Raw genomic sequence first — 25,426 nt, forward strand, 5'->3', positions numbered from 1 at the left:
TGGCAACTGGTTTCATGGCCAGCCCGGCTTCGGCCTATATGGTCTATGTCTCGAACGAAAAGGATAACACGGTCAGCGTCGTCGATTCGGCCACGATGGAAGTGGTCAAGACGATCAATGTCGGGCCGCGGCCGCGCGGCATCACCATCTCGCATGACGGCAAGCTGATCTATCTCTGCGCCAGCGACGACGACACGATCGAGATCATCGACACCGCCACGCACGAGATCGTCGGATCGCTGCCGTCGGGGCCGGACCCCGAACTGTTCGTGCTCTCGCCAGACGGCAAGACGCTCTATGTCGCCAACGAAGACGACAATCTTGTCACCGTGATCGACCTCGAAAGCAAAAGGGTCCTTGCCGAGATCCCTGTCGGCGTGGAACCGGAGGGCATGGGCGTCAGCCCGGACGGCAAGACCATGGTCAACACGTCCGAGACGACGAACATGGCGCATTTCATCGATACGGCGACCAACGAGATCACCCACAACGTGCTGGTGGACGCCCGCCCGCGCTTCGTGGAATTCACCCCCGACGGCTCGGAAGCGTGGGTCAGCGCTGAGATCGGCGGGACGGTCTCGGTGATCGACAACGAGACGCGCGAGATCAAGCACAAGATCACCTTCGAGATCCCCGGCCTACGCGCCGAATCGATCCAACCGGTCGGCGTGCGCATCACCGCCGACGGAAAAAAAGCATATGTCGCGCTCGGCCCCGCCAACCGTGTGGCGGTCATCAACACCGAGACCTACGAGGTGGAGAAATACGCGCTGGTCGGCCAGCGCGTCTGGCAACTGGCGTTCACGCCCGACCAGAAGACCATCATTTCGACCAATGGCGTTTCGAACGACATCACTTTCATCGACGTTGAGACCGACGAGCCGGTGCAGTCAGTCACGGTCGGCGCGCTGCCCTGGGGCGTCGTCGTATCGCCGAACTAGTTCATTAAAATTTCAGCAGAAGGGTAGGAAAAAATGAGGAATTTTCGGGCAATCGCCTTCGCCGCGCTGGTCGGACTGGCCGCCGCCGCGCAGGGCCAAGTCTGGGCACAGGACAATGACGACGACGATGATGATGCGGCCGCGGCTAGCACGGAGCAAGCACCGGCCGAGAAGCCGACGCGCGCCAGCAAGGACGTTCCGGAACTCATCCTCGGCACCAAGGACGACCAATTCACGGCCAACCAGAAGGATTTCGAGCTGATCGCCGGGCAAGGCTATCGCTGGAAGATCTCGGCGGCGGGCGGGCTGGAATACAAATTCCACACCGATCTTTTCCGCAATGTCTGGATGAACCAGATCGTCATCAACGATCTCGAGGTGCATATGAACGGCGCGCCGGCATGGCTGGAATACGACGCCGACGGGACGATCCAGGTCCAGTTCACCACCGTCCGCCCCGGCATCTACACCTGGTCGGTTCCCGATCTCGCCGACCGGGGCATGAAGGGTACGATTACGATTAAATAGTGCCACAATCCGCGCGCCGGGATGGCCGGCGCGCGCCTCGTGAACAGGGAGGAATCGACCGGGTGCAGCATATGAGGACAGGCAGGGGAGCGGACGGCGTGGCGGCTCTCGACGTCGCCGCGGTCAGCCATTCCTACGGTCCGAAGCGGGCGCTCAACGACGTTTCCTTCTCGATAGCGCCGGCCACCTTCACCGTTCTGCTCGGTCTCAATGGCGCCGGCAAGACGACGCTGTTTTCGCTGATCACCCATCTCTACGACACGCGCCACGGGTCGATCCGCATCTTCGGTCATGAGGTCGGCCGCAGTCCCGGCGAAGCGCTGAGACGGCTCGGTATCGTGTTTCAGGCGCGCACGCTCGACCTCGATCTCACGGTCTACCAGAACCTCTCCTACCATGCTTCGCTGCACGGCCTGGGCTCGACCGAGGCGAGGCGGCGCATCGACGCGCTGCTCGCGCAGGTCGAGATGAGCGATCGCCTGCGCGACAAGGCGCGGAGCCTGTCGGGTGGACAGATGCGGCGCATCGAAATCGCCCGCGCGCTGCTGCACCGTCCGCCGCTCCTGCTGCTCGACGAGGCGACAGTCGGGCTGGATGTCCAGTCGCGGGCTGGCATTCTGGCCAGCATCCGAAAGCTGGTCGAGACGGAAGGCATCAGCGTCTTCTGGGCGACGCACCTGATCGACGAGGTCGACGATGGCGACCACGTCGTGGTGCTTTCCCAAGGCAATCTGGTCGCCAAGGGCTCCGTCGCCGAAGTGGTGCGGACGACCGGCACGAAGAGCATCGGCGAGGCTTTTTCGAAGCTCAGCCACAAGGCTCCGGCCGCCGGCGCGGAGGAACCGTCATGAGTCCCCTGCCCGCAAAAGCCGTCGAGACGGAAGTTGCAGCGCTGCCGGCACCGGGCTTCGGCCTCGCCGCCTATCTCATCTGCCTGAAAGGCATCCTCATCCGCGAGGGGCTGCGCTTCCTCAACCAGCGCGAACGCTTCATTTCCTCGCTGGTGCGGCCGCTGCTGTGGCTTTTCATCTTTGCTGCGGGTTTCCGCCAGGTGCTCGGCGTCTCGATCATCCCGCCCTACAAGACCTACGTGCTCTACGAGGTCTATATCACGCCCGGCCTTTGCGGCATGATCCTGCTGTTTTCCGGCATGCAATCATCACTGTCGATGGTCTATGACCGCGAGATGGGGAACATGCGGACGCTGCTGGTCAGCCCCTTCCCGCGCTGGTTCCTGCTGGTCTCGAAACTGCTCGCCGGCGTCACTGTGTCGATCGCGCAGGTCTATGTATTCCTGGGCATCGCCTGGTTCTGGGGCATCAAGGCGCCGCCGATCGGCTATTTGCTCGTGCTCCCGGCGCTGTTCCTGGCCGGCGTGATGCTCGGCGCGCTGGGGCTGCTGCTTTCCTCGATGATCAAGCAGCTCGAGAATTTCGCGGGCGTGATGAACTTCGTGATCTTCCCGATGTATTTCGCCTCGCCAGCGCTTTATCCGCTGTGGCGGATCCAGGAATCGAGCCCTCTGCTCTACAAGATCTGCCTGGCCAACCCATTCACCTATGTCGTCGAACTGATCCGCTTCGCCTTCTATGGCCAGGTAGAGTGGTTTTCGCTTGCGGTCGTCGCCGGTTGCACGGTGCTGTTCCTCGGCGGCGCGATCATAGCCTACGATCCCTCGCGAGGCCTGATGAACCGCAAACAGGATACGGGAGGAAACGCCTGATGCGCAAAACGAGCCTTGTCCGTGGCTTGGCCCTGGCCGCCTTGCTCTTGCCGGCGGCGAGCGCGGCGTTGGCCGCAATGAACACCGATCCCAACTGGCCCTGCATACAGCGCAAGGTGCCGGAACTCTCGCTCGGGCAGATCTGGAACGGGCCGGAATTGCCGCCAACGGCAAAGAACTGGGCGCAGGACCCGGAAATCCCGGTGCTGGTCGATGAACTGGCGGCCCGGCGGGTTCCGATCGAGGAGGCGCAAGGGCATATCCGCGAATTCGCCGCTGGATTGCCGGCGGACCAGAAGAAGCCCCGCATGACGATGCTGGTCCAGGGACTGTTCGACCACATGAACGCCGAGCGCTCGCAGGTCATTTCCGGCATCGCGCGCTATGCACGCAACCAGCTCGAACTGGCGGCACGGCTGCGCAAGGAAGCCTCGGAGGTCGACGCCTTGCGCGCGAAACCGGATGCCGACGCCAATGAGATCGCGCTGCGCACCGACCGGCTGACCTGGGAAACCCGAGTATTCGAGGAGCGCGTGCAGTCGCTGACCTATGTCTGCGAAGTGCCGACGCTGATCGAGCAGCGGCTTTATGCGCTGGCAAAGACGGTCGCCGAGTTGCTGAATAGCGAATAGCGAATAGCGAATAGCGAATGAGATCGCAGAGACGATTTGCTGGCCGCAAGCATTTTCCCTATTCGCTACTCCCTACTCCCTACTCGCTCACCACTCGCTCCTCCGGATACAGCTTGCCGAACAGCGGCAGGTACATGGCGCCCTTGCGCATCAGGAACTCATGGAAGGCGGCCATGGCCGGCGAGATCGCACGGTCCGTGCGCATGACGGCGAACCATTGCCGGCGGATCGGCATGCCGACCACATCCAGGATCACGAGGCGGCCGGTTTCCACCTCGGAAGCGACGGTGTGGGCCGAGATGAAGGCGATGCCAAGTCCCGCCATGACCGCCTGCTTGATCGTCTCGTTCGAACCCATCTCCACGCCGAGGTCGTCTATGCGGCCGGGTACTTCGCTCAGAAAAATCTCCAGTGAAATGCGCGTGCCTGAGCCTGCCTCGCGGATCAGAAAATGCTCCTCGGCGATGCGTTCCTTGGAAATGTCCCGCTCCTTGGCCAGCGGGTGTTCAGGCGGGGCGATGATGACCAGCGGATGGTCGCCGAAGGCCGATGCCCGGACCGGCACGTCCTTGGCCGGACGCCCCATCAGCGCGATATCGACGTCGTGATTCCTGAGGCTGGCGATCGTCTCGGCGCGGTTGCCGATGGCGAGCCTCATGTCGATGTCGGGATATTCCTTCATGAAAGCGGCCATCATGCGCGGCGCGAAATATTTCGCCGTGGAGACCACGCCGAGTTTCAGGCTGCCAGTGCGCACGCCCTTGATCGCGTCCATCTGGTCTTCGAGTAGACGCAGCCGCTCCTCGATCACCTGCGCCGCATCGATGAACGCGAGGCCTGCGGCAGTGGGACGCATGCCGCTCGCCGTCCGGTCAAACAGCGACAATCCGATCTCTTCCTCCAGTTGTCGCAACTGGATTGTCACGGCCGGGGCGGAAAGCGCCAAGGCCTTGGCGGCGCTGACAATTTTGCCTTGGTTGGCGATCGCCTGAACCGCCTTGAGCTGCTTGAGGGAGACGTTTCTCATGGCTCATACTAAATTTCCCTTAGTGCCGTCGTAAAGCTATTAAATTTTACTTATCCACCAGTTGTGCGACCTTTGTCGTGAGCCGTCACCCCGTTTGAGACGCGGCCGGCTCGGGAGGTCACGATGACAACGGCTACGCTCGGTGCATTTCTGAATTCCTATGTCGGCCAGGGCGACAGCCTTCGCTCGGCCGTAGCGGCCACGATCCATCAACTCGCCGAAGCCGCCATCAAGATCCGCCACGTCATCAATCAGGGGGTTCTCGGCGCGGCGTTTGCCGGCACGCGCGGCGCGAATGCCGACGGCGACATCCAGAAGGACCTGGACGTTTTCGCCGACGATATCTTCCTCGACGCCATGCGCCACGCGCCTGTCGCGCTCTATGCGTCCGAGGAACTTGAGCAGCCGGTGCTGCTTAACGGGGAAGCGCCGCTGGCCGTCGCCATCGACCCGCTCGACGGTTCCTCGAACATCGACACCAACGTGTCGATCGGAACGATTTTTTCGCTTCTCCCTGCAACTGGCGCGCCGGGCGCAAATCCGGCCGCCGTTTTTTTGCAGGCGGGAACGAACCAGATCGGCGCCGGCTTCTTCATCTACGGGCCTCAGCTTGCACTGGTGCTGTCGCTCGGCAGCGGCACCCATATCTTCGTGCTCTCGTCCAGGCTCGGCTCCTTCGTCCAGGCCTATGAGAGCCGCATCATTCCGGACCGCACGCAGGAATTCGCCATCAATGCCGCCAATTACCGGCACTGGGACGAGGCGGTCAGGCTCTATATGGACGATTGCCTGAAGGGCAGCGAAGGCCCACGCGAGCGCGATTTCAACATGCGCTGGATCGCCTCGCTGGTCGCCGATTGCTATCGCATCCTGATCCGCGGCGGCATCTTCCTTTACCCGGGCGACAATCGCAAAGGCTACCATCACGGACGGCTGCGGCTGGTCTACGAGGCCAACCCGATCGCTTATCTTGTCGAGCAGGCCGGCGGCGCCGCGACCGACACCGTCACCCGCATCCTCGACCTGGAGCCGGAGAGCCTGCACCAGCGGACCCCCGTGGTGTTCGGCTCGTCGCGCGAGGTCCACCGCATCGCCCGCTATCACACCGAGCCGTCGAGCATCGGCGAACGCGCCCCGCTGTTCGGCAATCGCGGCCTGTTCCGCGCCTGAGGTCCGTCAGATGTCAGCCAAGCACCCCATCATTTCGATCACGGGCTCTTCCGGGGCGGGAACGACCTCGGTCAAGCGCATCTTCGAGCAGATCTTCCGTCGCGAGAAAATCGAGGCTGCCTTCATCGAGGGCGATGCGTTTCACCGCTACGACCGCGCCGGTATGAAGGAAAAAGTCGCAGAAGAAGAAGCAAGTGGCAATCCGAACTTCACCCATTTCAACGTCGCCGCCAATGAGCTCGAGACGCTGCAGGAAGTGTTCGAGGAATATGGCCGCAAGGGAACCGGCAAGACCCGCACCTACGTCCATGACGAGGAAGAAGAGAAGCTTTACGGCACGCCGCCCGGAGCTTTCACCGAATGGCGCGATTTCGGCCCGAGCGACCTGCTCTTCTACGAAGGTCTGCATGGCTGCGCGGTGACCGAGAAGGTCGACCTGGCAAGACACGCCGATCTGAAGATAGGCGTCGTGCCCGTCATCAATCTCGAATGGATCCAGAAGATCCATCGCGACCGGGCGACTCGGGGCTATTCCACGGAAGCCGTCATGGATGTGATCCTGCGGCGGATGCCGGACTATGTCCGCTACATCGTTCCGCAGTTTGCGCTCACTAACATCAACTTCCAGCGCGTGCCGATCGTCGACACGTCGAACCCGTTCATCGCCCGCTGGATACCGACACCGGACGAATCGATGCTGGTCATACGCTTCGCCAATCCGCGCGGCATCGATTTTCCCTACCTGCTTTCGATGATCCACGACAGCTTCATGTCGCGCCCGAATTCCATCGTCGTGCCGGGGAACAAGCTGGATCTCGCAATGCAGCTGATCCTGACCCCGCTCATCCTGCAACTGATCGAACGCAAGCGGCGTGTGTCTTGAAGGAGGAAATGATGGTCTCTCGTCAAGTGCCCACAGTGCGGCCAGTCCTCTTCTCCCCGTCCTTCACGGGGAGAAGATGCCGGCAGGCAGATGAGGGGCGGCGCGAACATGTAAAGGCCGGCGCTGCCCCTCACCCTTACCCTCTCCCCGTGAAGTACGGGGAGAGGGGGGCGTCCGCGCTGAGCCTCTCAACCGCAAGCCGCCAGAAGCTTTCAGCGATTGTGCGCCGCCTTCAACATACCCTCGAAATGCTGGCGCAGGCGCTGGCGAACTTCCTCTCGCCGGCGACAAGAGGCTGGCCCGAAGGGCCGGGCGAAGAAGCGCCAATTCGAATCCGGGATGCGTCCGGCCACGGCGCGCCGAAGTGGAGGAATTTCTCATGAGCCAAGCCACCGCAATCAAGGCCGCTCCCGAAACGGCCGTCTCCGAACGCGATATGGCCAACGCCATCCGCGCGCTGGCGATGGACAGCGTGCAGAAGGCGAACTCCGGTCATCCCGGAATGCCGATGGGCATGGCGGATGTGGCGACGGTGCTGTTCAACCGCTTCATCACGATCGACCCGTCGAAGCCGGACTGGCCCGATCGCGACCGTTTCGTGCTTTCGGCCGGCCATGGTTCGATGCTGCAATATGCTCTGCACTATCTCCTCGGCTATCCCGACATGCCGATCAGCGAATTGCAGCGCTTCCGCCAGCTCGGCAGCCGCACTGCCGGCCACCCGGAATACGGCCACGCACTGGGGATCGAGACGACGACCGGCCCGCTGGGCCAAGGCATCTCCACCGCCGTCGGCATAGCGCTGGCCGAGCGCATGCTCGCCGCCCGCCATGAGCCCGAACTCGTCGACCACTACACCTATGTGATCGCCGGAGACGGCTGCCTGCAGGAGGGCATAAGCCACGAGGCGATCGACCTCGCCGGGCATCTGAAGCTCAACCGGCTTATCGTGTTATGGGACGACAATTCCATTTCCATCGACGGCCCCACCCCCCTCTCCACGTCGATGGACCAGCCGGCGCGCTTCGCCGCCGCCGGCTGGCACGTTCAGTCGGTCGACGGCCACGACATGGAGGCCGTCGCCGAGGCGATCGAGTCGGCGCGGCGCTCCGATCGTCCCTCGCTGATCGCCTGCAAGACGGTGATCGGCAAGGGCGCGCCAAACCTTGGTGGCTCAGAAAAGACGCATGGCGCGCCGCTGGGGGATGCCGAGATCGCGGCAACACGCGAAAACATCGGGTGGGTGCATGCACCCTTCGAGGTACCGGACGAGTTACTTCGGGCCTGGCGCGAGGTCGCGGAGCGCGGCCAGCTCGCGCGGCTCGAGTGGGAACGGAGGCTGACCGCTTCGCCGCGGCGCGCCGAGTTCGAAAGCGCGATCTCCGGCGCGCTGCCGGACGCCGTCTTCGAAGCGCTTTCGACTTTCCGCAAGGAACACGTCGAGAAGGCGACCAAGGTCGCAACCCGCAAGGCGTCTGAAATGGCGCTCGGCGCGATCAACGAGGCGACCGACATGACCGTCGGCGGCTCCGCCGACCTCACACACTCGAACCTCACGATCACCAAGGGCATGAACCGCATCGCGCCGGGCGACTATGCCGGCCGCTACATCCATTACGGCATCCGCGAGCACGGCATGGCCGCGGCCATGAACGGCATCGCGCTGCATGGCGGCTTCATCCCTTATGGCGGGACATTCCTCTGCTTCGCCGACTACGCGCGGGGCGCGATGCGGCTCTCGGCGCTGATGGGCCAGCGGGTCATCTATGTGATGACGCATGATTCCATCGGCCTCGGCGAAGACGGCCCGACGCACCAGCCCATCGAGCACCTGGCGATGCTGCGCGCTACGCCGAACCTCAACGTCTTCCGCCCGGCCGACATCATCGAGACGGCGGAATGCTGGGAGCTGGCGCTGAAGAGCGAGAACCGGCCGAGCGTGTTGGTGCTTTCGCGCCAGAACCTGCCGATGCTGCGTCAGGCGCATACGGACGAGAAAGTCTCGGCGCGCGGTGCATACCTGCTGCGCGAACCGGCCGGACACCGCGCCGTGACGCTGATCGCCACCGGCTCTGAGGTCGAGATCGCCGTTTCGGCCGCCGAAAGACTGCATGCCGAGCATGGCATCGCGGCCGCGGTCGTCTCGATGCCATCTTGGGAACTGTTCGAGGAGCAGGACGACGAATACCGCCGCGCAGTCCTCGGCTCGGCTCCGCGTGTTGCCGTCGAAGCCGCAGCCCGGCTCGGCTGGGACCGCTGGATCGGCGACAACGGAGTCTTCGTCGGCATGACCGGTTTCGGCGCCAGCGCCCCTGCCCCCGATCTCTACCGGCACTTCGCCATCACGCCCGAAGCAGTCGCCGAAGCGGCTCGCAAGCTTGTCATCTGAGGAGACCCGCCAATGGCCCGTATCACACTTCGCCAGCTTCTCGACCACGCAGCCGAACACGGCTACGGCGTGCCGGCGTTCAACATCAACAACATGGAACAGGGCCTCGCCATCATGGAGGCCGCCAAGGCATGCGACGCGCCGGTGATCATCCAGGCATCGCGCGGCGCTCGCAGCTATGCCAATGACATAATGCTGGCCAGGATGATCGATGCGCTGGCCGAGATCTATCCGCAGATCCCGGTTTGCATGCACCAGGACCACGGCAACGACGAAGCAACCTGCCTGACCGCGATCCGCCACGGCTTCACCTCTGTGATGATGGACGGCTCTCTGGAGGCCGACGCCAAGACCCCGGCGAGCTACGAGTACAATGTCGCGATCACCGAGCGCGTGGCGCGGATGGCGCATTGGGTCGGCGCTTCGGTGGAAGGCGAACTCGGCGTGCTCGGCTCGCTCGAAAGCGGCCACGGCGAGGCCGAGGACGGCCATGGCGCCGAAGGCGCGTTGTCGCACGACCAGTTGCTGACCGATCCTGACCAGGCCGTGGATTTCGTCATGCGCACCAAGGTCGACGCGCTGGCGATCGCCTGCGGCACCTCGCACGGCGCATACAAATTCACCAGGCAGCCCGACGGCGACATTCTGGCGATGCATGTCATCGAGGAAATCCACAACAAGCTGCCGAACACGCATCTCGTCATGCACGGCTCCTCCTCGGTGCCGCAGGAATTGCAGGACGTGATCAACAAATTCGGCGGTCGCATGCCGCAGACCTACGGCGTGCCGGTGGAAGAGATCGAGCGCGGCATCCGCCACGGCGTGCGCAAGGTCAACATCGACACCGATTGCCGCATGGCGATGGCCGGCCAGTTCCGCCGCATCGCCACGGAAAACCCGGGCGAGTTCGATCCGCGCAAATTCTTGAAACCGGCGATGGACGCCATGCGCGATCTCTGCCGCGACCGGCTCGAACGCTTCGGCGCCGCCGGCAACGCCTCCAGGATCAAGGTTATCGCGATGGACGAGATGGCCAAACGCTACGCCGCGGGAAAACTCGACCCTCAGATCGCAACCGCCAAGGCGGCTTGAGCAACCAGCAGGAGATTTTGCCATGAACAAGATGGACACACAGACGACTGGTACCCTCAAGGAAGGCAAGGAGCGCTATCGCTCCGGTGTCATCCCTTACAAGCAGATGGGTTACTGGGAGCCGGACTACCGGCCGAAGGACACCGATCTGATCGCGATGTTCCGCATCACTCCGCAGCCTGGCGTTGACCATGAGGAGGCGGCCGCCGCAATCGCAGGCGAAAGCTCGACAGCGACCTGGACCGTGGTGTGGACCGATCGGCTGACCGCCTGCGAACTCTATCGCGCCAAGGCCTATCGTTCCGAGCCGGTGCCGAACACCGGGCCTGGCACGAAGACCGAGCAGCAATATTTCGCCTACATCGCCTATGACCTCGACCTGTTCGAGCCCGGCTCGATCGCCAACCTCACGGCATCGATCATCGGTAACGTCTTTGGCTTCAAGGCGGTCAAGGCCTTGCGTCTGGAGGATATGCGCATCCCCGTCGCGTATCTCAAAACCTTCCAGGGCCCGGCGACTGGCATCGTGGTCGAGCGGGAGCGGCTGGACAAATTCGGCCGGCCACTGCTAGGCGCCACGACCAAGCCCAAACTCGGCCTCTCCGGCCGCAACTATGGCCGCGTCGTCTATGAAGCCCTGAAGGGCGGGCTCGATTTCGTCAAGGACGACGAGAACATCAACTCACAGCCCTTCATGCATTGGCGCGACCGCTTCCTCTACTGCATGGAGGCCGTGAACAAGGCGTCGGCCGCGACCGGCGAGGTCAAAGGCCACTATCTCAACGTCACCGCCGGCACCATGGAGGAGATGTACGAGCGCGCCGAATTTGCGAAGTCGCTCGGCTCCATCATCATCATGATCGACCTCGTCATCGGCTATACCGCCATCCAGTCGATGGCGAAGTGGGCACGCAGGAACGACATGATCCTGCATCTGCACCGCGCCGGCAACTCCACCTATTCGCGCCAGAAGAACCACGGCATGAACTTCCGCGTCATCTGCAAATGGATGCGCATGGCCGGCGTCGACCACATCCATGCCGGCACCGTCGTCGGCAAGCTCGAGGGCGACCCGCTGATGATCAAGGGATTCTACGACACGCTGCGCGAGGAGCGCACGCCGCAGAACCTCGAAACCGGCCTGTTCTTCGACCAGGAATGGGCTTCCCTCAACAAGGTTATGCCGGTGGCATCCGGCGGCATCCATGCCGGGCAGATGCATCAGCTCATCCACTACCTCGGCGAGGACGTGGTGCTGCAGTTCGGCGGCGGCACGATCGGCCATCCGGACGGCATCCAGGCCGGCGCTACGGCCAACCGGGTCGCGCTGGAAGCAATGATCCTCGCCCGCAACGAGGGCCGCGACTATCTGCGCGAAGGCCCGCAGATCCTCGAAGATGCGGCAAGGTGGTGCTCGCCGCTGAAGGCCGCGCTGACGACCTGGAAGGACGTCACCTTCAATTACGAATCGACGGACACCGCCGATTTCGTTCCGACCGCGACCCCGAGCTTCTAAGGACAGGAAGGACCACAGCCATGATGACCAATCCCGGAAACAAGGTCACCCAGGGGCAGTTCTCGTTTCTGCCGGACCTGACCGACACGCAGATCTCGGCGCAGATCAAATACGCCCTGAAGAACAACTGGGCAGTGAGCGTCGAATATTCCGACGATCCGCATCCCCGTAATACCTATTGGGAGATGTACGGCAATCCGATGTTCGACCTGAAGGATCCCGCCGGAATCCTGATGGAGGTCAATGCCTGCCGAAAGGCGTTGCCCAACATGTACATCCGCGTCACCGCATTCGATTCGAGCAAGGGATGGGAAGCGCCGCGCATGTCGTTCATCGTCAACCGGCCGCCGAACGAACCGGGCTTCCGCCTGCTGCGCCAGGAGCGCGATGGCCGCAGTCAGGGTTACACCATCGTTCCCTACGCGACCGATCGGCCGGAAGGCGAGCGATCATAGCGGCCGCTGCAACGCTGCTCTGGCGGCTGGAGCAGCGTTGCCGGGCGTTTACCCGCGCAACAGGAGGACGTCATGCTGAATAGCCTGGATCAGGCGGTCGTCGGCGACAGTGAAATGGTCGATCTGCAGGAGGAGTTCGAGGCATCGAGCATCGATGACGTGTTCGACAAGCTCGACCGTGAGCTTGTCGGGCTGAAACCCGTCAAAACACGCATCCGCGAAATCGCCGCGCTGCTGCTCGTCGACCGCTTGCGCCGCAAGTTCGGCATTTCCGCCGAAACGCCAACCTTGCACATGAACTTCACCGGCAATCCCGGCACCGGCAAGACCACGGTGGCGCTGCGGATGGCAGAGATCCTGCACCGGCTGGGCTATGTGCGCGAGGGACATCTGGTCTCGGTCACCCGCGACGATCTTGTCGGGCAATATGTCGGCCACACGGCGCCCAAAACGCGCGAAGTGATCAAGCGCGCGATGGGCGGCGTGTTGTTCATCGACGAGGCCTACTATCTCTACAAGCCCGAAAACGAGCGGGACTACGGCCAGGAATCGATCGAGATCCTGTTGCAGTGCATGGAAAATAATCGAGACGATCTCGTCGTCATCCTAGCCGGCTACAAGAACAAGATGGACCGCTTTTTCGACAGCAATCCGGGTATGCGCTCGCGCATTGCCCATCATCTCGATTTTCCCGACTATAGTCCCACCGAACTCAAATCAATCGCCGAAATCATGCTGGCTGGCCAGAATTACCGGCTGAGCGAAGGTGCAGCGGCGGCGCTGGAGGAATATATCCCTCTCAGAATGAAGCTGCCGCACTTCTCCAACGCTCGCTCGATCCGCAACGGGCTCGACCGGGCACGCCTGCGGCAGGCCAATCGTCTGTTCGCCGGGCGGGGCGAAAAGTTGACCAGGCTCGACCTGATCACCATAGAGGAACCGGATATTCGCGGCAGCCGGGTTTTCGTGGAAGGGAAGCTCGACGGCGATCCGGTTGACGGCACGGTTGCTTGAGACGTCGCAATCGGTAAGGCAATGTGACTGGCGAATGCCGTGCAATAAGGTGAGAACGAGATATGACCTCCCGCAGTATCATCGCCCCTTCGGTCCTATCCTGTGACTTCTCGCGGCTGGGCGAAGAAGTCGAGGCCGCCGCCGCAGCAGGCGCCGACTGGATCCATCTCGATGTGATGGACGGCCATTTCGTGCCCAACATCACTTTCGGCCCCCCGGTCATCAAGGCAATCCGCAACCGCACCGACAAAGTCTTCGACTGCCACCTGATGATCGCGCCCGCCGACCCCTATCTCGCGGCCTTCGCCGAAGCGGGCTGCGACATCATCACCGTGCATGCCGAGGCCGGGCCGCATCTCGACCGTTCGCTGCAGGCGATCAGGAATCTTGGCAAAAAGGCCGGCGTCTCGCTCAACCCATCGACGCCGGAAAGCGTCATCGAATATGTGCTTGACCGGCTCGACCTGGTTCTGCTGATGACGGTCAATCCGGGATTCGGCGGGCAGGCTTTCATTCCGTCGGTCGTGGAAAAGGTCAAGCGGGTCAAGGCGATGATCGGAAGTCGCCCGATCGACATCGAGATCGACGGCGGAGTGACGGCCGAGACCGCGCCGTTGGTCGCAGCGGCCGGCGCAAACGTGCTCGTAGCGGGTTCGGCAGTATTCAAGGGCGGGACCGAAGCCGCGTATCGCGCCAACATCGAATCAATAAGGGGCGCCGCTGACGACGCCATCAGGAAGGCAGCGTAAAACTTTCGACAGGAGGCGACGATGGCGGCAATCCCACCGGTCTGCGATTTCGGCTGGCCAGCAGTCGACGCCACGCTCCGCGGCGTCGACGGGAAAACTCACTCGATCTTCGATCAAGCCGGTCCCAACGGTCTGGTCGTGGCTTTCATCTGCAACCACTGCCCCTATGTCAAAGCGGTCATCGGGCGCATCGTCAGGGATGCCGAGGACCTCAAGGCCGACGGGATCGGCTTCGTCGCCGTCAATTCCAACGATGCGGAAGCCTATCCGGAAGATTCCTTCGCCAACATGAAGCTGTTCGCCGCGGCGCACGGTTTCAGCTTTCCCTATCTGTACGACGAGGACCAGGCCGTGGCGCGCGCTTATGACGCCGCCTGCACGCCGGATTTCTTCGGCTTCAACAACGAACTCACACTGCAATATCGCGGACGCCTCGACGCCTCGCGCAAGGAGGCCAGCGCATCCGATCTCCGTCGCGATCTTTTCGAAGCGATGAAACAGGTCGCCCGGACCGGCAACGGACCGAAGGACCAGATCGCCTCCGTGGGATGCTCTATCAAATGGAAGGAATCCGCATGAGTGGCAGCGATGAACCGTCGTTTCGATTGCCCAAGGCCATCCTGTTCGATCTCGACGGAACGCTGATCGACTCAGCGCCTGACATTACCTGCGCCGTCAACGAATTGCTGGACGGCAGAGGCTTGCCACCGCTGACGCTTCCGCAGGTCAAGTCGATGATCGGCAACGGCGTCGAAAAACTGGTCGAGCGGGCCTTTGCCGCCTCGGATCGGCCGCTGTCGAAAGCCGGGCTCGAGGAAGCCAATCGCGAGATGGCGCCGATCTATCGCCGCCATATCACCCGTTGGACACGCCCGATGCCGGGGGCGGCCGAAGCGCTGGCGCGATTGCACGTGGCCCGCATCCGGCTTGGCGTCGCCACCAACAAGCCGCAAGCCGCCACGCGCGAAATCCTGCTGCATTTCGGCATGCTTGAACGCCTTGGAGCGATTGTCGGCGGCGACGCCGTCACGCACAAGAAGCCGGCCCCCGAAGCCCTGCTGCTGGCGCTAGAACGCCTGGAGACCGCGCCGCAGGACGCCCTGATGGTAGGCGACAGCATTACCGACGTGGAAGCCGCACGGGCGGCGGGCGTGCCGGTTATGCTTATCCGCGGCGGCTATTCGCAGGTTCCAGTCGACGAACTCGGAGCGGACCTGGTCTGTGGCAGCCTGCTCGACCTGCCGGCAGTGCTGGACGGATTGCGCACGGCCGCCTGAAATTTCAGGTCAGATCCCAAACCGCGGCCGGGCCGACCACCAGAAGGGCCGGACCGGACGCAATTTATGCCTTCAGGGGAATTGCTTGAGATAAGCGATGATGTTGGCGAGGTCCTCGTCCTTCTTGAGGCCGGCGAACGCCATTTTCGTGCCTTTGACCATTGCCTTCGGGGCCTTGAGGTATTCGGTCAGTTTCGCATCGTCCCAGACCAGGCCGCCCTTGCCCGCCTCGACCATGGCCGGCGAAAATTTGAAGCCTTCAAGAGTGCCGGCGGTCCGGCCGATCACACCCTTCAGCGACGGTCCGATCTTGTTCTTGTCCTCGTCGGCGACATGGCAGGCCTTGCATTTGTTGAAGACCGTTTCGCCGGCGGCGGCGTCCTGAGCCAGGGAATGGCCCGCGGACAGGGTTACGATCGAGATTGCAGTTAAAAACGCGGCAACACGCATTGGCATTTCCTCATTGCTCGTCAGGGTGCCCTGGACGACGGCATGCCGGACCTCTCGCCGGCATGCGCGCGACGAAGCTAGACGGAGGGTTGAGGAAATCAACCGTATTTATTGCCACAGCCAGTCGCGGCGCCCTGTCCGTCCGTCTTTGTTGACGGCTCCGGAGCGAGCGCGTAGCTTCCCGCAATTCCGGCTTCCCATCGGGCACCTTGAGGAAATCCGGCTTAACGGGGTCTTGTCCAGAACGATGTCGGCCGAACGGCCGAGGCGGGCGACCCAGGACGGCGAAAAGGTGCTGCTATGGAAATGGTCGACCTCATATTGACGGTTTGCCTGACCGCCAATCCGACCGATTGCCGGGAGGAACATCTCTATTTCGAGAGCCGCGGCTCTCTCCTGCAATGCATGCTTCTTGCGCCCGCCGAGATCGCGAAATGGTCGTCGGAACATCCGACCCTGAAGGTGGTGCGCTGGCGGTGCGCTTTTCCCGATAAGGAGCGATCAATCTGATGCCGCTTGCGTTTATCAGCCTGGTCCCGTCCGCATGCGATAGCGGCGAGGGTATGCCATGGTGATTTCGAGGCGCGACGCGCTGCGCCTCGCGGCGCTGGGAACAGCCGGGGTGCTTTCGGCGGCCGGCGAGGCTCGCGCGGCGGCCAAGGTCCGCATAGGCGTCCTGAAATTCGGCACCGTCAGCTGGGAACTCGACACGCTGAAGCATCACCGATTCGACGCCGCCAACGGGATCGACCTTGAAATCGTGTACTTCGCCGGCGAGGACGCCACCAACGTCGCCATGCTGGCAGGCGAGATCGACATCATCGTCTCCGACTGGCTGTGGGTTTCGCGGCAGCGTTCGGAGGGTGGCGACCTGACACTGGCCCCCTACTCCACCGCGGTCGGCGCCATCATGGTCAGGGAGGAATCGCCGGTCCTGACGATCGCCGATCTGAAGCAGAAAAAAATCGGCGTCGCCGGAGGTCCGCTCGACAAGAGCTGGCTGCTCATCCAGGCGCTCGCCAGCCGCGACCACGGCCTGGACCTGGCCACATCTAACGAGGGCGTCTACGGCGCGCCGCCGCTGCTCTCGGAAAAGGCCATGCAGGGCGAACTCGATGCGGTGCTTAACTTCTGGCACTTTTGCGCCCGTCTCGAAGCCAACGGCTTTCGCCGGCTGGTCGGCGCCGACGAGGTAGCCAGGGCGCTCGGGGCTTCAGGCGCGGTGTCGGCGCTGGGCTACGTCTTCCACGAGAAATGGGCGGATGAAAATCCGGATGCCGCGAAAGGGTTTATCAAGGCTTCCACGGAGGCGAAGAGCCTCCTGGCCAGGTCGGACGCCGAATGGCTGCGCCTTGCTCCGATCGTGCGCGCCGAGGGCGCAGAACTGGAAAAGCTGCGCGACCGCTACCGCGAGGGCATTCCAGCGCGGCCGGTGACCGAGGAAGAGGCAGACGCGGGCAAGCTCTACCAGGTGCTCGCGAAAATCGGAGGCGAGAAGCTGGTCGGCCGCGCACTGGAAATGGCGCCCGGCACGTTCTGGGCCGGGCTGTCGAGATGACGGTGCCGGATGAGGACGGCCGGCTCGCCACGACGGGCACGGCGCTGCCCCTTCGCTCGGGCCGGCGCGCAATCGCGGTGCCGGCGATCACGACCGCTGCCTCGCTGTTTGGCCTGCTTCTCCTGTGGAGCTTCGCAGCCGGGGCTTGGCCCAGCCGCGCCTTTCCGCCGCCGGATCAGGTCTGGCAGGTGTTCGTCAACGACACCGCGACCGGCGAACTGCCTTATCACCTCGGCGTGACGCTCGGCCGGGTCGCGGCGGCGTTCGTCGTGGCGATGGTGATCGGCTCGGTCATAGGCGTTCTCCTCGGCATCCATCGCCGCGCGGACCAGTTCTTCAACCCGTGGGTCGTCCTGTTCCTCAATATCCCCGCGCTGGTCATTATCGTGCTTGCCTATATCTGGTTCGGCCTGAACGAGGCGGCGGCGATCGGCGCGGTGGCGGTGAACAAGATCCCGAACGTCATTGTGACAATGCGCGAAGGCGCAAGGGCGCTCGACCCGCGCTATGCGGAGATGGCCGCCGTCTATCGTTTCGGGCCCCTTGACCGGCTGCGGCACATCCTGCTGCCGCAGCTTCAGCCTTATCTCGCCGCAGCTTCGCGCTCCGGCATCGCCCTCATCTGGAAGATCGTGCTGGTCGTCGAGCTGCTCGGCCGCTCGAACGGCGTCGGCTTCCAGATCTATCTTAACTTCCAGCTCTTCGACGTCGCCGCCATCCTCGCCTATACGCTGGCGTTCGTGGCCGTCATGCTCCTCATCGAACTCCTCCTGGTGCAGCCCGTTGAACGACATGCAACCCGTTGGCGTCGCCGCCCCGCTTAGGGTCGACATCGCCGAAAAGACCTTCAGGTCCGCGGAAGGCGTCCCTGTGACGGCGCTGCAAGACCTTTCGTTCGAGGTCCGGCAAGGCGAATTCGCCTGCCTGCTCGGGCCGTCGGGCTGCGGTAAGACCACCACGCTGCGCATCCTGCTCGGCGTCGACACGGATTTTTCCGGCTCGTTCCAGTTGCCACAAGGCGGCTCGAACCGCATCGCCGCTGTCTTTCAGGAGCCGACGCTACTGCCATGGCGAACGGTCGAGCAGAACGTCCGGCTTGCCCTGCCGAAGACCATGAGAAACGCCGATCTCGACCGGCTGTTCGACAGTCTCGGCCTTGCTGGCATGCGCTCGCTGTTCCCTTCGGAACTGTCTCTCGGCCTGGCTCGCAGGGCGGCACTTGCGCGCGCCTTCGCCACCGAGCCGGCCGTTCTGTTCCTCGACGAGCCCTTCGTCTCGCTCGACGAGCCAACCGCCGAGCGTCTGCGGCATCTGCTGCTCAGCGTCTGGTCGGCGCGGCCGACGACGGCCCTGATGGTGACGCATAATCTGCGCGAGGCGCTCATGCTGTCGGACCGAATCATTGTCCTGTCGCCGCGGCCTGCGCATGTGATCGGCTATTTCGACGTCCGGCTGCCGCGGCACAATCGCAGCCCACAGGTGATGAGCGATCTTCTGCGCTCATTCCATCAGAAATTTCCCGGCGCGGTGTGAGGCGGAGCAACCATGCGGACCGATCTTTTCCGTCGCAGGCTTGTCACCGGGTTCGCCTGCATCGGCGTCGGCGCGGCGATGCCGTGCTGCCTTCCGCATCGGGCTCTGGCCGCCGCCACGCACCAGGACTTCGCGTTGAGCGAGATCGCCGACGGCGTCTTCGCCTTCCGGGGCAAGAACGAGTTGATGACCCCCGGCAATGAAGGCGCGATCTGCAATCTCGGGCTGGTGGTCGGCGCCGAGGCGGCGGCGGTGATCGACAGCGGCGGCAGTCTCGTCCAGGCGCGGGCCTTCATCGCTGCGATCAAGGAAGTAACCCCAAAACCGGTCCGCTTCCTGATCAACACCCACATGCATCCCGATCACATTTTCGGCAATGCGGCGTTCCGCGACGCAGGGGCGACGGTGATTGGCCATAAGAACCTGCCTCGCGCACTCGAGGCGCGCGGCGCGTTCTATCTGCGGAACTACCGCAGCCAGCTCGGCGAGGCGCTGATGGAAGGCATCGAGATCGTGCCACCGGGGCAGATAGTCGCCGATCGCTTCGAACTTGATCTTGGCGGCCGCGTGCTCGACCTGCGCGCGTGGAGTGCGGCGCATACGGACAATGACTTGACCGTCTATGATGCCGCGACCCGCACGCTGTTTGCCGGAGACCTCGTTTTCATGGAGCATCTGCCGACGCTGGACGGTTCGCTGCTCGGCTGGATCCGCCAGATGGATGCACTCGCGGCGATCGACGCGCAGCGTGTTGTGCCGGGCCACGGTCCGGTAGGCGCCGACTGGCCGGAGGCGCTGGAAGCGCAGCGCCGCTATTTCGAGGTGCTTGCCGGAGACATCCGCCAGGCAATCGCCGAGGGCCGGCCGCTCGCCGAAACCGTCAAGACCGCCGGCCGAAGCGAAGCGTCCAACTGGACGCTGTTCCACGAATACAACGAGCGCAATGCGACCGCCGCCTATGCCGAGCTGGAATGGGAATAGCCGCGTCGTGCTGCTGCAGGCCGTTTGCCAAGGCTTCGGCGAAGGATTATCATGCCGGCCTGCCTGGGCACCACCTTTCGAACCGGTGGAGGCACCGAAATGTTAGTCAGCGCGTACTCGAACCGGCGGCTCGCCATAGTCGCCGTGGCTTATCTCGTCGTCATGGCCGGTTCGCTCGTAGGCCTTTCTGGGCCGGCGGTGGCGCAGCAGTCCCCCACCTCCTCTGAAAAGATTTGGACGAGCCTGAAGGGCTACGTGTTCGGCGACCGGCCGATCCTCGCCGATACCGGCCTCATCCGCATCGAGGCGCCGAAGCGCGCGCAAGACGCAGCGCTGGTGCCGGTCGACATCTATATAGATCCCGCAAAGGCGCCGGACGGCGTTAAATCCGTGACCATGATCATCGATGTGAACCCCGCACCGGTAGCGGCGACGTTCCAGATCGGCAAGGATTCCGGCGTCACGCACCTGTCGACCCGTGTGCGCGTCGACGACTACTCCTATCTGCGCGCCATCGCCGAGACGCAAAGCGGCGAACTCCACATGTCGCAGACCTTCGTCAAGGCTTCTGGTGGATGCTCGGCGCCGGCGGTCAAGAACACGGACGAGGCGCTGGCCTCGATGGGGCAGATGAAGCTGCGCCAGTTCTCGCCGGCGACGGGCGAGACGGCGGGCAACGCGCCGGAACTGCAGCTGATGATCCGGCATCCGAACAATTCGGGCCTGCAGCGCGATCCGCTGACCCAGTATTTCATTCCGGCTCATTTCGTCCAGACTTTCTCGATTTCGCAAGGTGACCGGCTGATTCTTGCGATGGAAGGCGGAATATCGATTTCGGAAGATCCCAATTTCCGATTCGATTTTGCGCCTGGCGCCGGCGGCGAGATCAGGGTCGAAGCGACAGACACCGAGGGCAAGGTATTCAAAGACGAGTGGCCGCTCGAAGCGGCCGGGCTCTGATAGCCTGCTGCTTGCTGCCAGCCGTTCTGGTCTAAAAGCAGCGGATATCGGCCTCGGCCTGCGCGCGCTTCAGTTCGTTGCCCGCGGCCTTTGCCGGAGCGCTTTCGCGAAACAGGCCGCTCGCCTCGCCGGTCGTCTGTGCCATCTGCCTGAACGTCTCTGCCGCCTCGTAGCGCTCATAGGGGATGATCGAGGCTATAACATCGATCGAACACGAGCAGCGCTCCAGCGCCTGGCGCGTCTGTCCGTTTGATCTCATGCAGCCCAACACATAGTCGGCAAGCGCGGTCGTCGGGTAATCCCCTGCCGCTATCGATGGACCGGCGACGGTCAAGATCGAGGCCAAACAGAGCAGCAGGGTGAAAAATCGGGGCCGCCTTTTCATGCAGCGAATCCTCCATTGATGGTTCCCACATCCGTGCGGGATCACGGTCGCCCCAGTTGGCGACGTTTGAAAAAGCCAGTCAAGGCGTCCGTAGGACTGAAGGCCGCTCCTGGGTGCGTCAAAACGCCAATCATGAAACGATTTTGCAACGCACTCGTCGGTTCGCGTTCGCTATCAACAACCACGCCCCGTTACAGTGGGATGGATGCTGCGCGAACTAGTCGCTCCAAAACAACCGCTCGCATGCTCAACTAGGCAATACAAACAAGTAAAACCTAGAAGTTTTGCGACAATTTCTCCTTTTTCTCTACCCGAGAAATTTACCCATACGGCGAGAAAGGCAATATCAGTAGTCAACGATGCAAAAATCGTGCATCTATTCTCTGTTGTGCATTGCAACATATTATATATTGCATTGCAAAACAGATTACCCAGGTTTTTCGCTTGCCTGCCGCTTTGTTATGACATAGCCTTTCCCTGTTTCCGGCTTCAAGGGCGTCACCGTCATAGGGAGCGGCGACAGTCTTTCGTAGGCCAAGTGAGGTGGGCAGTAAAGGTGCCCTCTGCTCATCTGGCTTAGGTCGTGACACGCTGCCGGAAATACTTCCCACCACAGAATCGCTTGGGCAAGCCCTTGTGGGCTCAACGGTCGATTCCTGATTGTGACCCTCGGGAGGATATCATATGCGTGTATTCAGGAAAGCAATCTGTATACCATTTGCTGCGGCGTTATTGTGCGCCTCGGCAATTGGAGTTTCGGCCAATGAAGAGCTGATGAATCTATCGGCGGATGCCAAGAATTGGGCGATGCCGACGGGTGACTATGCCAACACCCGGTATTCGAAACTGAACCAGATCAACAAGGACAATGTGAAGGACCTGCAGGTCAAGTGGACATTCTCCACAGGCGTGCTGCGCGGCCATGAAGGCGGCCCTCTGGTGATCGGCGACGTGATGTACGTTCACACGCCGTTCCCGAATATCGTCTACGCTCTCGACCTCAAGAACGACGGAAAGATCCTCTGGAAATATGAGCCCAAGCAGGATCCGAACGTCATTCCGATCATGTGCTGCGATACGGTTAATCGCGGCGTCGCCTATGGTGACGGCAAGATCATTCTGAATCAGGCCGATACGACTGTCGTGGCGCTCGACGCCAAGACCGGCGAGGTCGTGTGGTCGGTGAAGAATGCCGAAACCGACGGCAGCAAGGGTGAGTCCGGCACCGCCGCACCGATGGTCTTCAAAGACAAGGTGCTTATCGGTGTTTCAGGTGCGGAATTCGGCGTCCGCGGCTGGATAGCGGCCTACAATCTCAGCGACGGTTCTCTCGCCTGGAAGGGCTATTCCACAGGGCCGGACTCTGAGACGCTGATGGATCCCGAGAAAACTACCCATCTCGGCAAGCCTGTCGGTCCCGATTCCGGCATCAGCACCTGGGAAGGCGAGCAGTGGAAGACCGGCGGCGGAACGACCTGGGGCTGGTTTGCCTTCGATCCGAAGCTAAATCTGGTTTACTACGGAACGGGCAATCCCTCGACCTGGAATCCCGTGCAGCGTCCGGGCGACAACCGCTGGTCGATGACCATATTCGCACGCGACGCGGATACGGGCGAGGCCAAGTGGGTCTACCAGATGACCCCGCACGACGAATGGGACTATGACGGCGTCAATGAGATGATCCTTGTCGACGGCATGGACATCGAGGGCCAGAGTCGCGACGTGCTGGTTCACTTTGACCGCAACGGCTTTGCCTACACTCTGGACCGTGCGAATGGCGAGCTTCTCGTCGCCAAGAAGTACGATCCGACGGTGAACTGGGCGACGGAAGTCGTTATGGATCCGGCGAGCGAGCAGTATGGCCGTCCGCAGGTTGTTGCCGATTACTCGACCCAGCAGAACGGTGAGGACACCAACACCACTGGTATCTGCCCTGCCGCTCTTGGAACGAAAGACCAGCAGCCGGCGAGCTATTCGCCGAAGACTGGTCTTTTCTACGTGCCGACAAACCATGTCTGCATGGACTATGAGCCTTACAAAGTAAGCTACACCGCCGGTCAGCCCTATGTTGGCGCGACAGTGGCGATGTATCCGACTCCCGACAGCCATGGCGGCATGGGCAATTTCATTGCCTGGGACGCGGCCAAGGGTGAGATCGTCTGGTCCAAGCCCGAGCAGTTCTCGGTCTGGTCCGGCGCACTTGCTACCGAAGGCGACGTTGTCTTCTACGGCACGCTGGAAGGCTACATCAAAGCGGTCGATACCGAAGGCAACGAACTCTACAAGTTCAAGACGCCTTCCGGCATCATCGGCAACATCAACACGTTCGAGCATGAGGGCAAGCAGTACATCGCCGTCCTGTCGGGTGTTGGTGGCTGGGCTGGCATCGGCCTCGCTGGTGGCCTTCTGGGAGCCGAAGGCGCCGCAGCCTGGCAGCAGGCGGTGGCAGGTGAGAGAGCTCCGACCGAGGAAGAACAATCCATCTCTACCGCAGGATTGGGTGCCGTCGGCGGCTACGCAGCGCTTGCCGATTATACGACGCTGGGCGGTCAGCTCACCGTCTTCGGCCTCCCGGATTGATATTCGGGAATATGGCACGGCCCAGGCCATTCACGAGGCCTGTGGCCTGAGAAACGAGAGCCCGGATCCCGGCGCTGCCGCCGGGCTCTCGATTTCGCCACGCAACCACAACACACCTGTCAACGCCGCATAGCGACAGCAAAGCTGTGTCGTGGCGAATAAGGAAGAGGTTTGAATGTCCGTTCGTAAAGTAGTTTCGGTCCTTGCTCTGCTTCTGCCGCTGGCCGGTTTTGCACAGGCGGCAGACGATAAAGAGAAAGCCGCGGCAGTCACGGATGAAAACGGTAAATATTATGATGCCGAAGGAAACCCTACGTTCAAGATCGAGGAGGACGGCACCGTCGACTGGTACACGTTCAGCGGCTATCGGCGCTATCACTCGGACTGCCATGTCTGCCACGGGCCCGATGGTGTCGGCTCCAGCTACGCCCCCGCTTTGGCTGAGACGATGAAGAACATTGACTACGGAACCTTCCTGTCGATCGTGGCCGAGGGGCGCAAGAATCTCGGCGCGGGCAAGGAAAGCGTCATGCCGGCGTTCGGCGACAACAAGAACGTCTATTGCTACATGGACGACCTCTACGTCTATCTGCGCGCGCGAGCGGTCGGGGCAGCGCCCCGCGGACGTCCGCCCAAGAAGGCGGATAAGCCTCAGCAAGCCAAGGACGACGAAGCGTCCTGCATGGGAGGATGAGATGAGCCGCCGCCATAAGCTGCGCCTGTTCCTGTTCGCTGCCGCGGCAGCCGCGCTTGTCCCCGGTACCGCGCTGGCGCAAGGCGCCGGCCTCGGCGCCGCTGGCGAACTGGTGGATCCCGAGGTGCTGCGCGTCTGCGCCGATCCCTCGAACATGCCCTTCACCGACGAAAACGGCGAGGGTTTCGAGAACAAGCTTGCCGAACTGATCGCCGAGAAGACCGGCCGGAAATCCGTCGCCTATACCTGGTTTCCCATGGTCACCGGCTTCGTGCGCAACACGCTGAGGGCCAACCGCTGCGACGTTATCATGGGATACGCGCAGGGCGACGAGCTGGTCCAAAACACCAACGCCTACTACCGGTCGGCCTACGTCCTGGTTTCCAAGAAGGGCGACGGCCTCGACGGCGTCGAAACCATCGAGGATCCCAAGCTCTCGGGCAAAAAGATCGGCGTGGTCGGCGGAACGCCTCCCACCGCGAACATGGCGGCGACCAAGCTCATGCGCGACGCCAAAGTCTATCCGCTGATGGTCGACACACGGGTGATGCCATCGATGGCCGAGGTCATGATCAAGGACCTCATGGCAGGCACGATCGACGCCGCGATCGTGTGGGGTCCGATGGCAGGCTACTACACCAAGAAATCAGGGGCCGATCTCGCGATCATCCCTCTGATTAAGGAAAAGACCGGGTCGCGCATGACATACCGGATCACCATGGGCGTGCGGCCTTCCGACCAGGAATGGAAGCGAACACTGAACCGCGTCATCAAAGACAATCAGTCGGAGATCAACAAGATCCTGCTCGACTTCAGCGTGCCGTTGATCGACGAGCAGGACAAGCCGATCACGCAGTAGGCCCGTAGTTGCGGCGGGGGGTGGAGAGAA

At 62.4% G+C, this 25,426-nt stretch carries 27 protein-coding genes; 24 read left to right on the top strand and 3 right to left on the bottom strand.

The genetic code is table 11. The annotated features are described in order from the left end of the window. Nucleotides 1-14: 14 nt before the first annotated feature. The 5 genes from MAXJ12_RS12925 to MAXJ12_RS12945 all read left to right on the top strand — a co-directional run bounded on the left by MAXJ12_RS12925 (nucleotide 15) and on the right by MAXJ12_RS12945 (nucleotide 3,824). Nucleotides 15-941 (top strand): YVTN family beta-propeller repeat protein, encoded by a 927-nt coding sequence (locus MAXJ12_RS12925; RefSeq protein ID WP_085983941.1) that lies wholly within the window; start codon nucleotides 15-17, stop codon nucleotides 939-941. A gap of 33 nt (nucleotides 942-974) precedes the next feature. After that, a complete protein-coding gene (locus tag MAXJ12_RS12930) occupies nucleotides 975-1,469 on the top strand; it encodes a cupredoxin domain-containing protein (protein WP_008836330.1) in 495 nt (164 codons plus the stop codon). A gap of 71 nt (nucleotides 1,470-1,540) precedes the next feature. Further along, the gene (locus MAXJ12_RS12935; protein ID WP_008836331.1) at nucleotides 1,541-2,320 is read left to right on the top strand and encodes an ATP-binding cassette domain-containing protein; all 780 of its coding nucleotides are present in this window, start codon (nucleotides 1,541-1,543) and stop codon (nucleotides 2,318-2,320) included. Then, complete coding sequence (locus MAXJ12_RS12940; RefSeq protein ID WP_008836332.1) at nucleotides 2,317-3,192, top strand: ABC transporter permease; 876 nt, start codon at nucleotides 2,317-2,319, stop codon at nucleotides 3,190-3,192. The genes MAXJ12_RS12935 and MAXJ12_RS12940 overlap by 4 nt, the downstream gene beginning before the upstream one ends. Beyond that, a complete protein-coding gene (locus MAXJ12_RS12945) occupies nucleotides 3,192-3,824 on the top strand; it encodes a hypothetical protein (RefSeq protein ID WP_008836333.1) in 633 nt (210 codons plus the stop codon). The genes MAXJ12_RS12940 and MAXJ12_RS12945 overlap by 1 nt, the downstream gene beginning before the upstream one ends. A 79-nt stretch (nucleotides 3,825-3,903) precedes the next feature. On the opposite strand, the gene MAXJ12_RS12950 is transcribed toward MAXJ12_RS12945, so the two are convergent. After that, nucleotides 3,904-4,851 (bottom strand): LysR family transcriptional regulator, encoded by a 948-nt coding sequence (locus MAXJ12_RS12950; RefSeq protein WP_008836334.1) that lies wholly within the window; start codon nucleotides 4,849-4,851, stop codon nucleotides 3,904-3,906. Nucleotides 4,852-4,974: 123 nt separating this feature from the next. Here MAXJ12_RS12950 and MAXJ12_RS12955 point away from each other — a divergent pair, with 123 nt between their 5' ends. From MAXJ12_RS12955 to gph, 10 genes are all read left to right on the top strand, one after another. Beyond that, nucleotides 4,975-6,021, top strand: a complete 1,047-nt coding sequence (locus MAXJ12_RS12955; RefSeq protein ID WP_008836335.1) for a class 1 fructose-bisphosphatase — start codon at nucleotides 4,975-4,977, stop codon at nucleotides 6,019-6,021. A gap of 10 nt (nucleotides 6,022-6,031) precedes the next feature. Further along, nucleotides 6,032-6,904 carry a phosphoribulokinase gene (locus tag MAXJ12_RS12960; protein WP_008836336.1) on the top strand — a complete coding sequence of 291 codons (873 nt, stop codon included), beginning with the start codon at nucleotides 6,032-6,034 and terminating at the stop codon, nucleotides 6,902-6,904. Nucleotides 6,905-7,283: 379 nt separating this feature from the next. Next, complete coding sequence (tkt, locus tag MAXJ12_RS12970; RefSeq protein WP_008836338.1) at nucleotides 7,284-9,293, top strand: transketolase; 2,010 nt, start codon at nucleotides 7,284-7,286, stop codon at nucleotides 9,291-9,293. A gap of 12 nt (nucleotides 9,294-9,305) precedes the next feature. Next, complete coding sequence (gene fba / locus MAXJ12_RS12975) at nucleotides 9,306-10,385, top strand: class II fructose-bisphosphate aldolase (protein ID WP_008836339.1); 1,080 nt, start codon at nucleotides 9,306-9,308, stop codon at nucleotides 10,383-10,385. A gap of 31 nt (nucleotides 10,386-10,416) precedes the next feature. Further along, a complete protein-coding gene (locus tag MAXJ12_RS12980) occupies nucleotides 10,417-11,901 on the top strand; it encodes a ribulose-bisphosphate carboxylase large subunit (RefSeq protein ID WP_008836340.1) in 1,485 nt (494 codons plus the stop codon). A 20-nt stretch (nucleotides 11,902-11,921) separates the two neighbouring features. After that, nucleotides 11,922-12,356, top strand: coding sequence for a ribulose bisphosphate carboxylase small subunit (locus tag MAXJ12_RS12985; RefSeq protein ID WP_008836341.1), 435 nt, complete (start codon nucleotides 11,922-11,924; stop codon nucleotides 12,354-12,356). A gap of 72 nt (nucleotides 12,357-12,428) precedes the next feature. Continuing rightward, on the top strand, nucleotides 12,429-13,370 hold the full coding sequence (gene cbbX, locus MAXJ12_RS12990; RefSeq protein WP_008836342.1) for a CbbX protein: 942 nt from the start codon (nucleotides 12,429-12,431) through the stop codon (nucleotides 13,368-13,370). Between the two features lie 62 nt (nucleotides 13,371-13,432). After that, nucleotides 13,433-14,119, top strand: coding sequence for a ribulose-phosphate 3-epimerase (gene rpe, locus MAXJ12_RS12995; protein ID WP_008836343.1), 687 nt, complete (start codon nucleotides 13,433-13,435; stop codon nucleotides 14,117-14,119). A gap of 21 nt (nucleotides 14,120-14,140) precedes the next feature. Continuing rightward, entirely contained in the window at nucleotides 14,141-14,698 is a 558-nt protein-coding gene (locus MAXJ12_RS13000; protein ID WP_008836344.1) for a thioredoxin family protein, read from the top strand. Beyond that, nucleotides 14,695-15,396 carry a phosphoglycolate phosphatase gene (gene gph, locus MAXJ12_RS13005; RefSeq protein ID WP_008836345.1) on the top strand — a complete coding sequence of 234 codons (702 nt, stop codon included), beginning with the start codon at nucleotides 14,695-14,697 and terminating at the stop codon, nucleotides 15,394-15,396. Before MAXJ12_RS13000 ends, gph begins: the two co-directional genes overlap by 4 nt. A 72-nt stretch (nucleotides 15,397-15,468) precedes the next feature. Here the strand turns inward: gph and MAXJ12_RS13010 are convergent, their stop codons facing one another. Next, nucleotides 15,469-15,846 carry a c-type cytochrome gene (locus MAXJ12_RS13010; protein WP_008836346.1) on the bottom strand — a complete coding sequence of 126 codons (378 nt, stop codon included), beginning with the start codon at nucleotides 15,844-15,846 and terminating at the stop codon, nucleotides 15,469-15,471. A 306-nt stretch (nucleotides 15,847-16,152) separates the two neighbouring features. Between MAXJ12_RS13010 and MAXJ12_RS13015 the strand changes: the two genes are divergently transcribed. The 6 genes from MAXJ12_RS13015 to MAXJ12_RS13040 all read left to right on the top strand — a co-directional run bounded on the left by MAXJ12_RS13015 (nucleotide 16,153) and on the right by MAXJ12_RS13040 (nucleotide 20,878). Next, nucleotides 16,153-16,356: a hypothetical protein gene (locus MAXJ12_RS13015; RefSeq protein WP_420492376.1), complete on the top strand. Its 204-nt coding sequence runs from the start codon at nucleotides 16,153-16,155 to the stop codon at nucleotides 16,354-16,356. Between the two features lie 58 nt (nucleotides 16,357-16,414). Beyond that, on the top strand, nucleotides 16,415-17,404 hold the full coding sequence (locus MAXJ12_RS13020; protein ID WP_008836348.1) for an ABC transporter substrate-binding protein: 990 nt from the start codon (nucleotides 16,415-16,417) through the stop codon (nucleotides 17,402-17,404). Continuing rightward, on the top strand, nucleotides 17,401-18,228 hold the full coding sequence (locus tag MAXJ12_RS13025; protein WP_008836349.1) for an ABC transporter permease: 828 nt from the start codon (nucleotides 17,401-17,403) through the stop codon (nucleotides 18,226-18,228). The genes MAXJ12_RS13020 and MAXJ12_RS13025 overlap by 4 nt, the downstream gene beginning before the upstream one ends. Further along, nucleotides 18,197-18,937, top strand: coding sequence for an ABC transporter ATP-binding protein (locus tag MAXJ12_RS13030; protein WP_008836350.1), 741 nt, complete (start codon nucleotides 18,197-18,199; stop codon nucleotides 18,935-18,937). The genes MAXJ12_RS13025 and MAXJ12_RS13030 overlap by 32 nt, the downstream gene beginning before the upstream one ends. Nucleotides 18,938-18,949: 12 nt before the next feature. After that, complete coding sequence (locus tag MAXJ12_RS13035; RefSeq protein WP_008836351.1) at nucleotides 18,950-19,918, top strand: quinoprotein relay system zinc metallohydrolase 2; 969 nt, start codon at nucleotides 18,950-18,952, stop codon at nucleotides 19,916-19,918. 99 nt (nucleotides 19,919-20,017) lie between these two features. After that, nucleotides 20,018-20,878 (top strand): quinoprotein dehydrogenase-associated SoxYZ-like carrier, encoded by an 861-nt coding sequence (locus MAXJ12_RS13040; RefSeq protein ID WP_040586205.1) that lies wholly within the window; start codon nucleotides 20,018-20,020, stop codon nucleotides 20,876-20,878. Between the two features lie 31 nt (nucleotides 20,879-20,909). Here the strand turns inward: MAXJ12_RS13040 and MAXJ12_RS13045 are convergent, their stop codons facing one another. Further along, nucleotides 20,910-21,263, bottom strand: coding sequence for a hypothetical protein (locus MAXJ12_RS13045; protein WP_008836353.1), 354 nt, complete (start codon nucleotides 21,261-21,263; stop codon nucleotides 20,910-20,912). Nucleotides 21,264-22,037: 774 nt separating this feature from the next. On the opposite strand from MAXJ12_RS13045, the gene MAXJ12_RS13050 reads away from it, so the two are divergent. The 3 genes from MAXJ12_RS13050 (at nucleotide 22,038) to MAXJ12_RS13060 (ending at nucleotide 25,396) form a co-directional block, all read left to right on the top strand. Continuing rightward, on the top strand, nucleotides 22,038-23,843 hold the full coding sequence (locus tag MAXJ12_RS13050) for a methanol/ethanol family PQQ-dependent dehydrogenase (protein WP_008836354.1): 1,806 nt from the start codon (nucleotides 22,038-22,040) through the stop codon (nucleotides 23,841-23,843). 175 nt (nucleotides 23,844-24,018) lie between these two features. Further along, complete coding sequence (locus tag MAXJ12_RS13055; protein WP_008836355.1) at nucleotides 24,019-24,537, top strand: c-type cytochrome, methanol metabolism-related; 519 nt, start codon at nucleotides 24,019-24,021, stop codon at nucleotides 24,535-24,537. 1 nt (nucleotide 24,538) lies between these two features. After that, complete coding sequence (locus tag MAXJ12_RS13060; RefSeq protein ID WP_008836356.1) at nucleotides 24,539-25,396, top strand: substrate-binding domain-containing protein; 858 nt, start codon at nucleotides 24,539-24,541, stop codon at nucleotides 25,394-25,396. Nucleotides 25,397-25,426: the final 30 nt, after the last annotated feature.

It is taken from the genome of Mesorhizobium alhagi CCNWXJ12-2 (assembly GCF_000236565.1).
Classification (GTDB): Bacteria; Pseudomonadota; Alphaproteobacteria; order Rhizobiales; family Rhizobiaceae; genus Allomesorhizobium; species Allomesorhizobium alhagi.

What these genes read in the sequence shown, in the direction of transcription:
- MAXJ12_RS12925 (WP_085983941.1), top strand. Translation starts at nt 15, where the DNA reads ATGGCCAGCCCGGCTTCGGCCTATATGGTCTATGTCTCGAACGAAAAG.
- MAXJ12_RS12930 (WP_008836330.1), top strand. Translation starts at nt 975, where the DNA reads ATGAGGAATTTTCGGGCAATCGCCTTCGCCGCGCTGGTCGGACTGGCC.
- MAXJ12_RS12935 (WP_008836331.1), top strand. Translation starts at nt 1,541, where the DNA reads ATGAGGACAGGCAGGGGAGCGGACGGCGTGGCGGCTCTCGACGTCGCC.
- MAXJ12_RS12940 (WP_008836332.1), top strand. Translation starts at nt 2,317, where the DNA reads ATGAGTCCCCTGCCCGCAAAAGCCGTCGAGACGGAAGTTGCAGCGCTG.
- MAXJ12_RS12945 (WP_008836333.1), top strand. Translation starts at nt 3,192, where the DNA reads ATGCGCAAAACGAGCCTTGTCCGTGGCTTGGCCCTGGCCGCCTTGCTC.
- MAXJ12_RS12950 (WP_008836334.1), bottom strand. Translation starts at nt 4,851, where the DNA reads ATGAGAAACGTCTCCCTCAAGCAGCTCAAGGCGGTTCAGGCGATCGCC.
- MAXJ12_RS12955 (WP_008836335.1), top strand. Translation starts at nt 4,975, where the DNA reads ATGACAACGGCTACGCTCGGTGCATTTCTGAATTCCTATGTCGGCCAG.
- MAXJ12_RS12960 (WP_008836336.1), top strand. Translation starts at nt 6,032, where the DNA reads ATGTCAGCCAAGCACCCCATCATTTCGATCACGGGCTCTTCCGGGGCG.
- tkt (WP_008836338.1), top strand. Translation starts at nt 7,284, where the DNA reads ATGAGCCAAGCCACCGCAATCAAGGCCGCTCCCGAAACGGCCGTCTCC.
- fba (WP_008836339.1), top strand. Translation starts at nt 9,306, where the DNA reads ATGGCCCGTATCACACTTCGCCAGCTTCTCGACCACGCAGCCGAACAC.
- MAXJ12_RS12980 (WP_008836340.1), top strand. Translation starts at nt 10,417, where the DNA reads ATGGACACACAGACGACTGGTACCCTCAAGGAAGGCAAGGAGCGCTAT.
- MAXJ12_RS12985 (WP_008836341.1), top strand. Translation starts at nt 11,922, where the DNA reads ATGATGACCAATCCCGGAAACAAGGTCACCCAGGGGCAGTTCTCGTTT.
- cbbX (WP_008836342.1), top strand. Translation starts at nt 12,429, where the DNA reads ATGCTGAATAGCCTGGATCAGGCGGTCGTCGGCGACAGTGAAATGGTC.
- rpe (WP_008836343.1), top strand. Translation starts at nt 13,433, where the DNA reads ATGACCTCCCGCAGTATCATCGCCCCTTCGGTCCTATCCTGTGACTTC.
- MAXJ12_RS13000 (WP_008836344.1), top strand. Translation starts at nt 14,141, where the DNA reads ATGGCGGCAATCCCACCGGTCTGCGATTTCGGCTGGCCAGCAGTCGAC.
- gph (WP_008836345.1), top strand. Translation starts at nt 14,695, where the DNA reads ATGAGTGGCAGCGATGAACCGTCGTTTCGATTGCCCAAGGCCATCCTG.
- MAXJ12_RS13010 (WP_008836346.1), bottom strand. Translation starts at nt 15,846, where the DNA reads ATGCGTGTTGCCGCGTTTTTAACTGCAATCTCGATCGTAACCCTGTCC.
- MAXJ12_RS13015 (WP_420492376.1), top strand. Translation starts at nt 16,153, where the DNA reads ATGGTCGACCTCATATTGACGGTTTGCCTGACCGCCAATCCGACCGAT.
- MAXJ12_RS13020 (WP_008836348.1), top strand. Translation starts at nt 16,415, where the DNA reads ATGGTGATTTCGAGGCGCGACGCGCTGCGCCTCGCGGCGCTGGGAACA.
- MAXJ12_RS13025 (WP_008836349.1), top strand. Translation starts at nt 17,401, where the DNA reads ATGACGGTGCCGGATGAGGACGGCCGGCTCGCCACGACGGGCACGGCG.
- MAXJ12_RS13030 (WP_008836350.1), top strand. Translation starts at nt 18,197, where the DNA reads ATGCAACCCGTTGGCGTCGCCGCCCCGCTTAGGGTCGACATCGCCGAA.
- MAXJ12_RS13035 (WP_008836351.1), top strand. Translation starts at nt 18,950, where the DNA reads ATGCGGACCGATCTTTTCCGTCGCAGGCTTGTCACCGGGTTCGCCTGC.
- MAXJ12_RS13040 (WP_040586205.1), top strand. Translation starts at nt 20,018, where the DNA reads ATGTTAGTCAGCGCGTACTCGAACCGGCGGCTCGCCATAGTCGCCGTG.
- MAXJ12_RS13045 (WP_008836353.1), bottom strand. Translation starts at nt 21,263, where the DNA reads ATGAAAAGGCGGCCCCGATTTTTCACCCTGCTGCTCTGTTTGGCCTCG.
- MAXJ12_RS13050 (WP_008836354.1), top strand. Translation starts at nt 22,038, where the DNA reads ATGAATCTATCGGCGGATGCCAAGAATTGGGCGATGCCGACGGGTGAC.
- MAXJ12_RS13055 (WP_008836355.1), top strand. Translation starts at nt 24,019, where the DNA reads ATGTCCGTTCGTAAAGTAGTTTCGGTCCTTGCTCTGCTTCTGCCGCTG.
- MAXJ12_RS13060 (WP_008836356.1), top strand. Translation starts at nt 24,539, where the DNA reads ATGAGCCGCCGCCATAAGCTGCGCCTGTTCCTGTTCGCTGCCGCGGCA.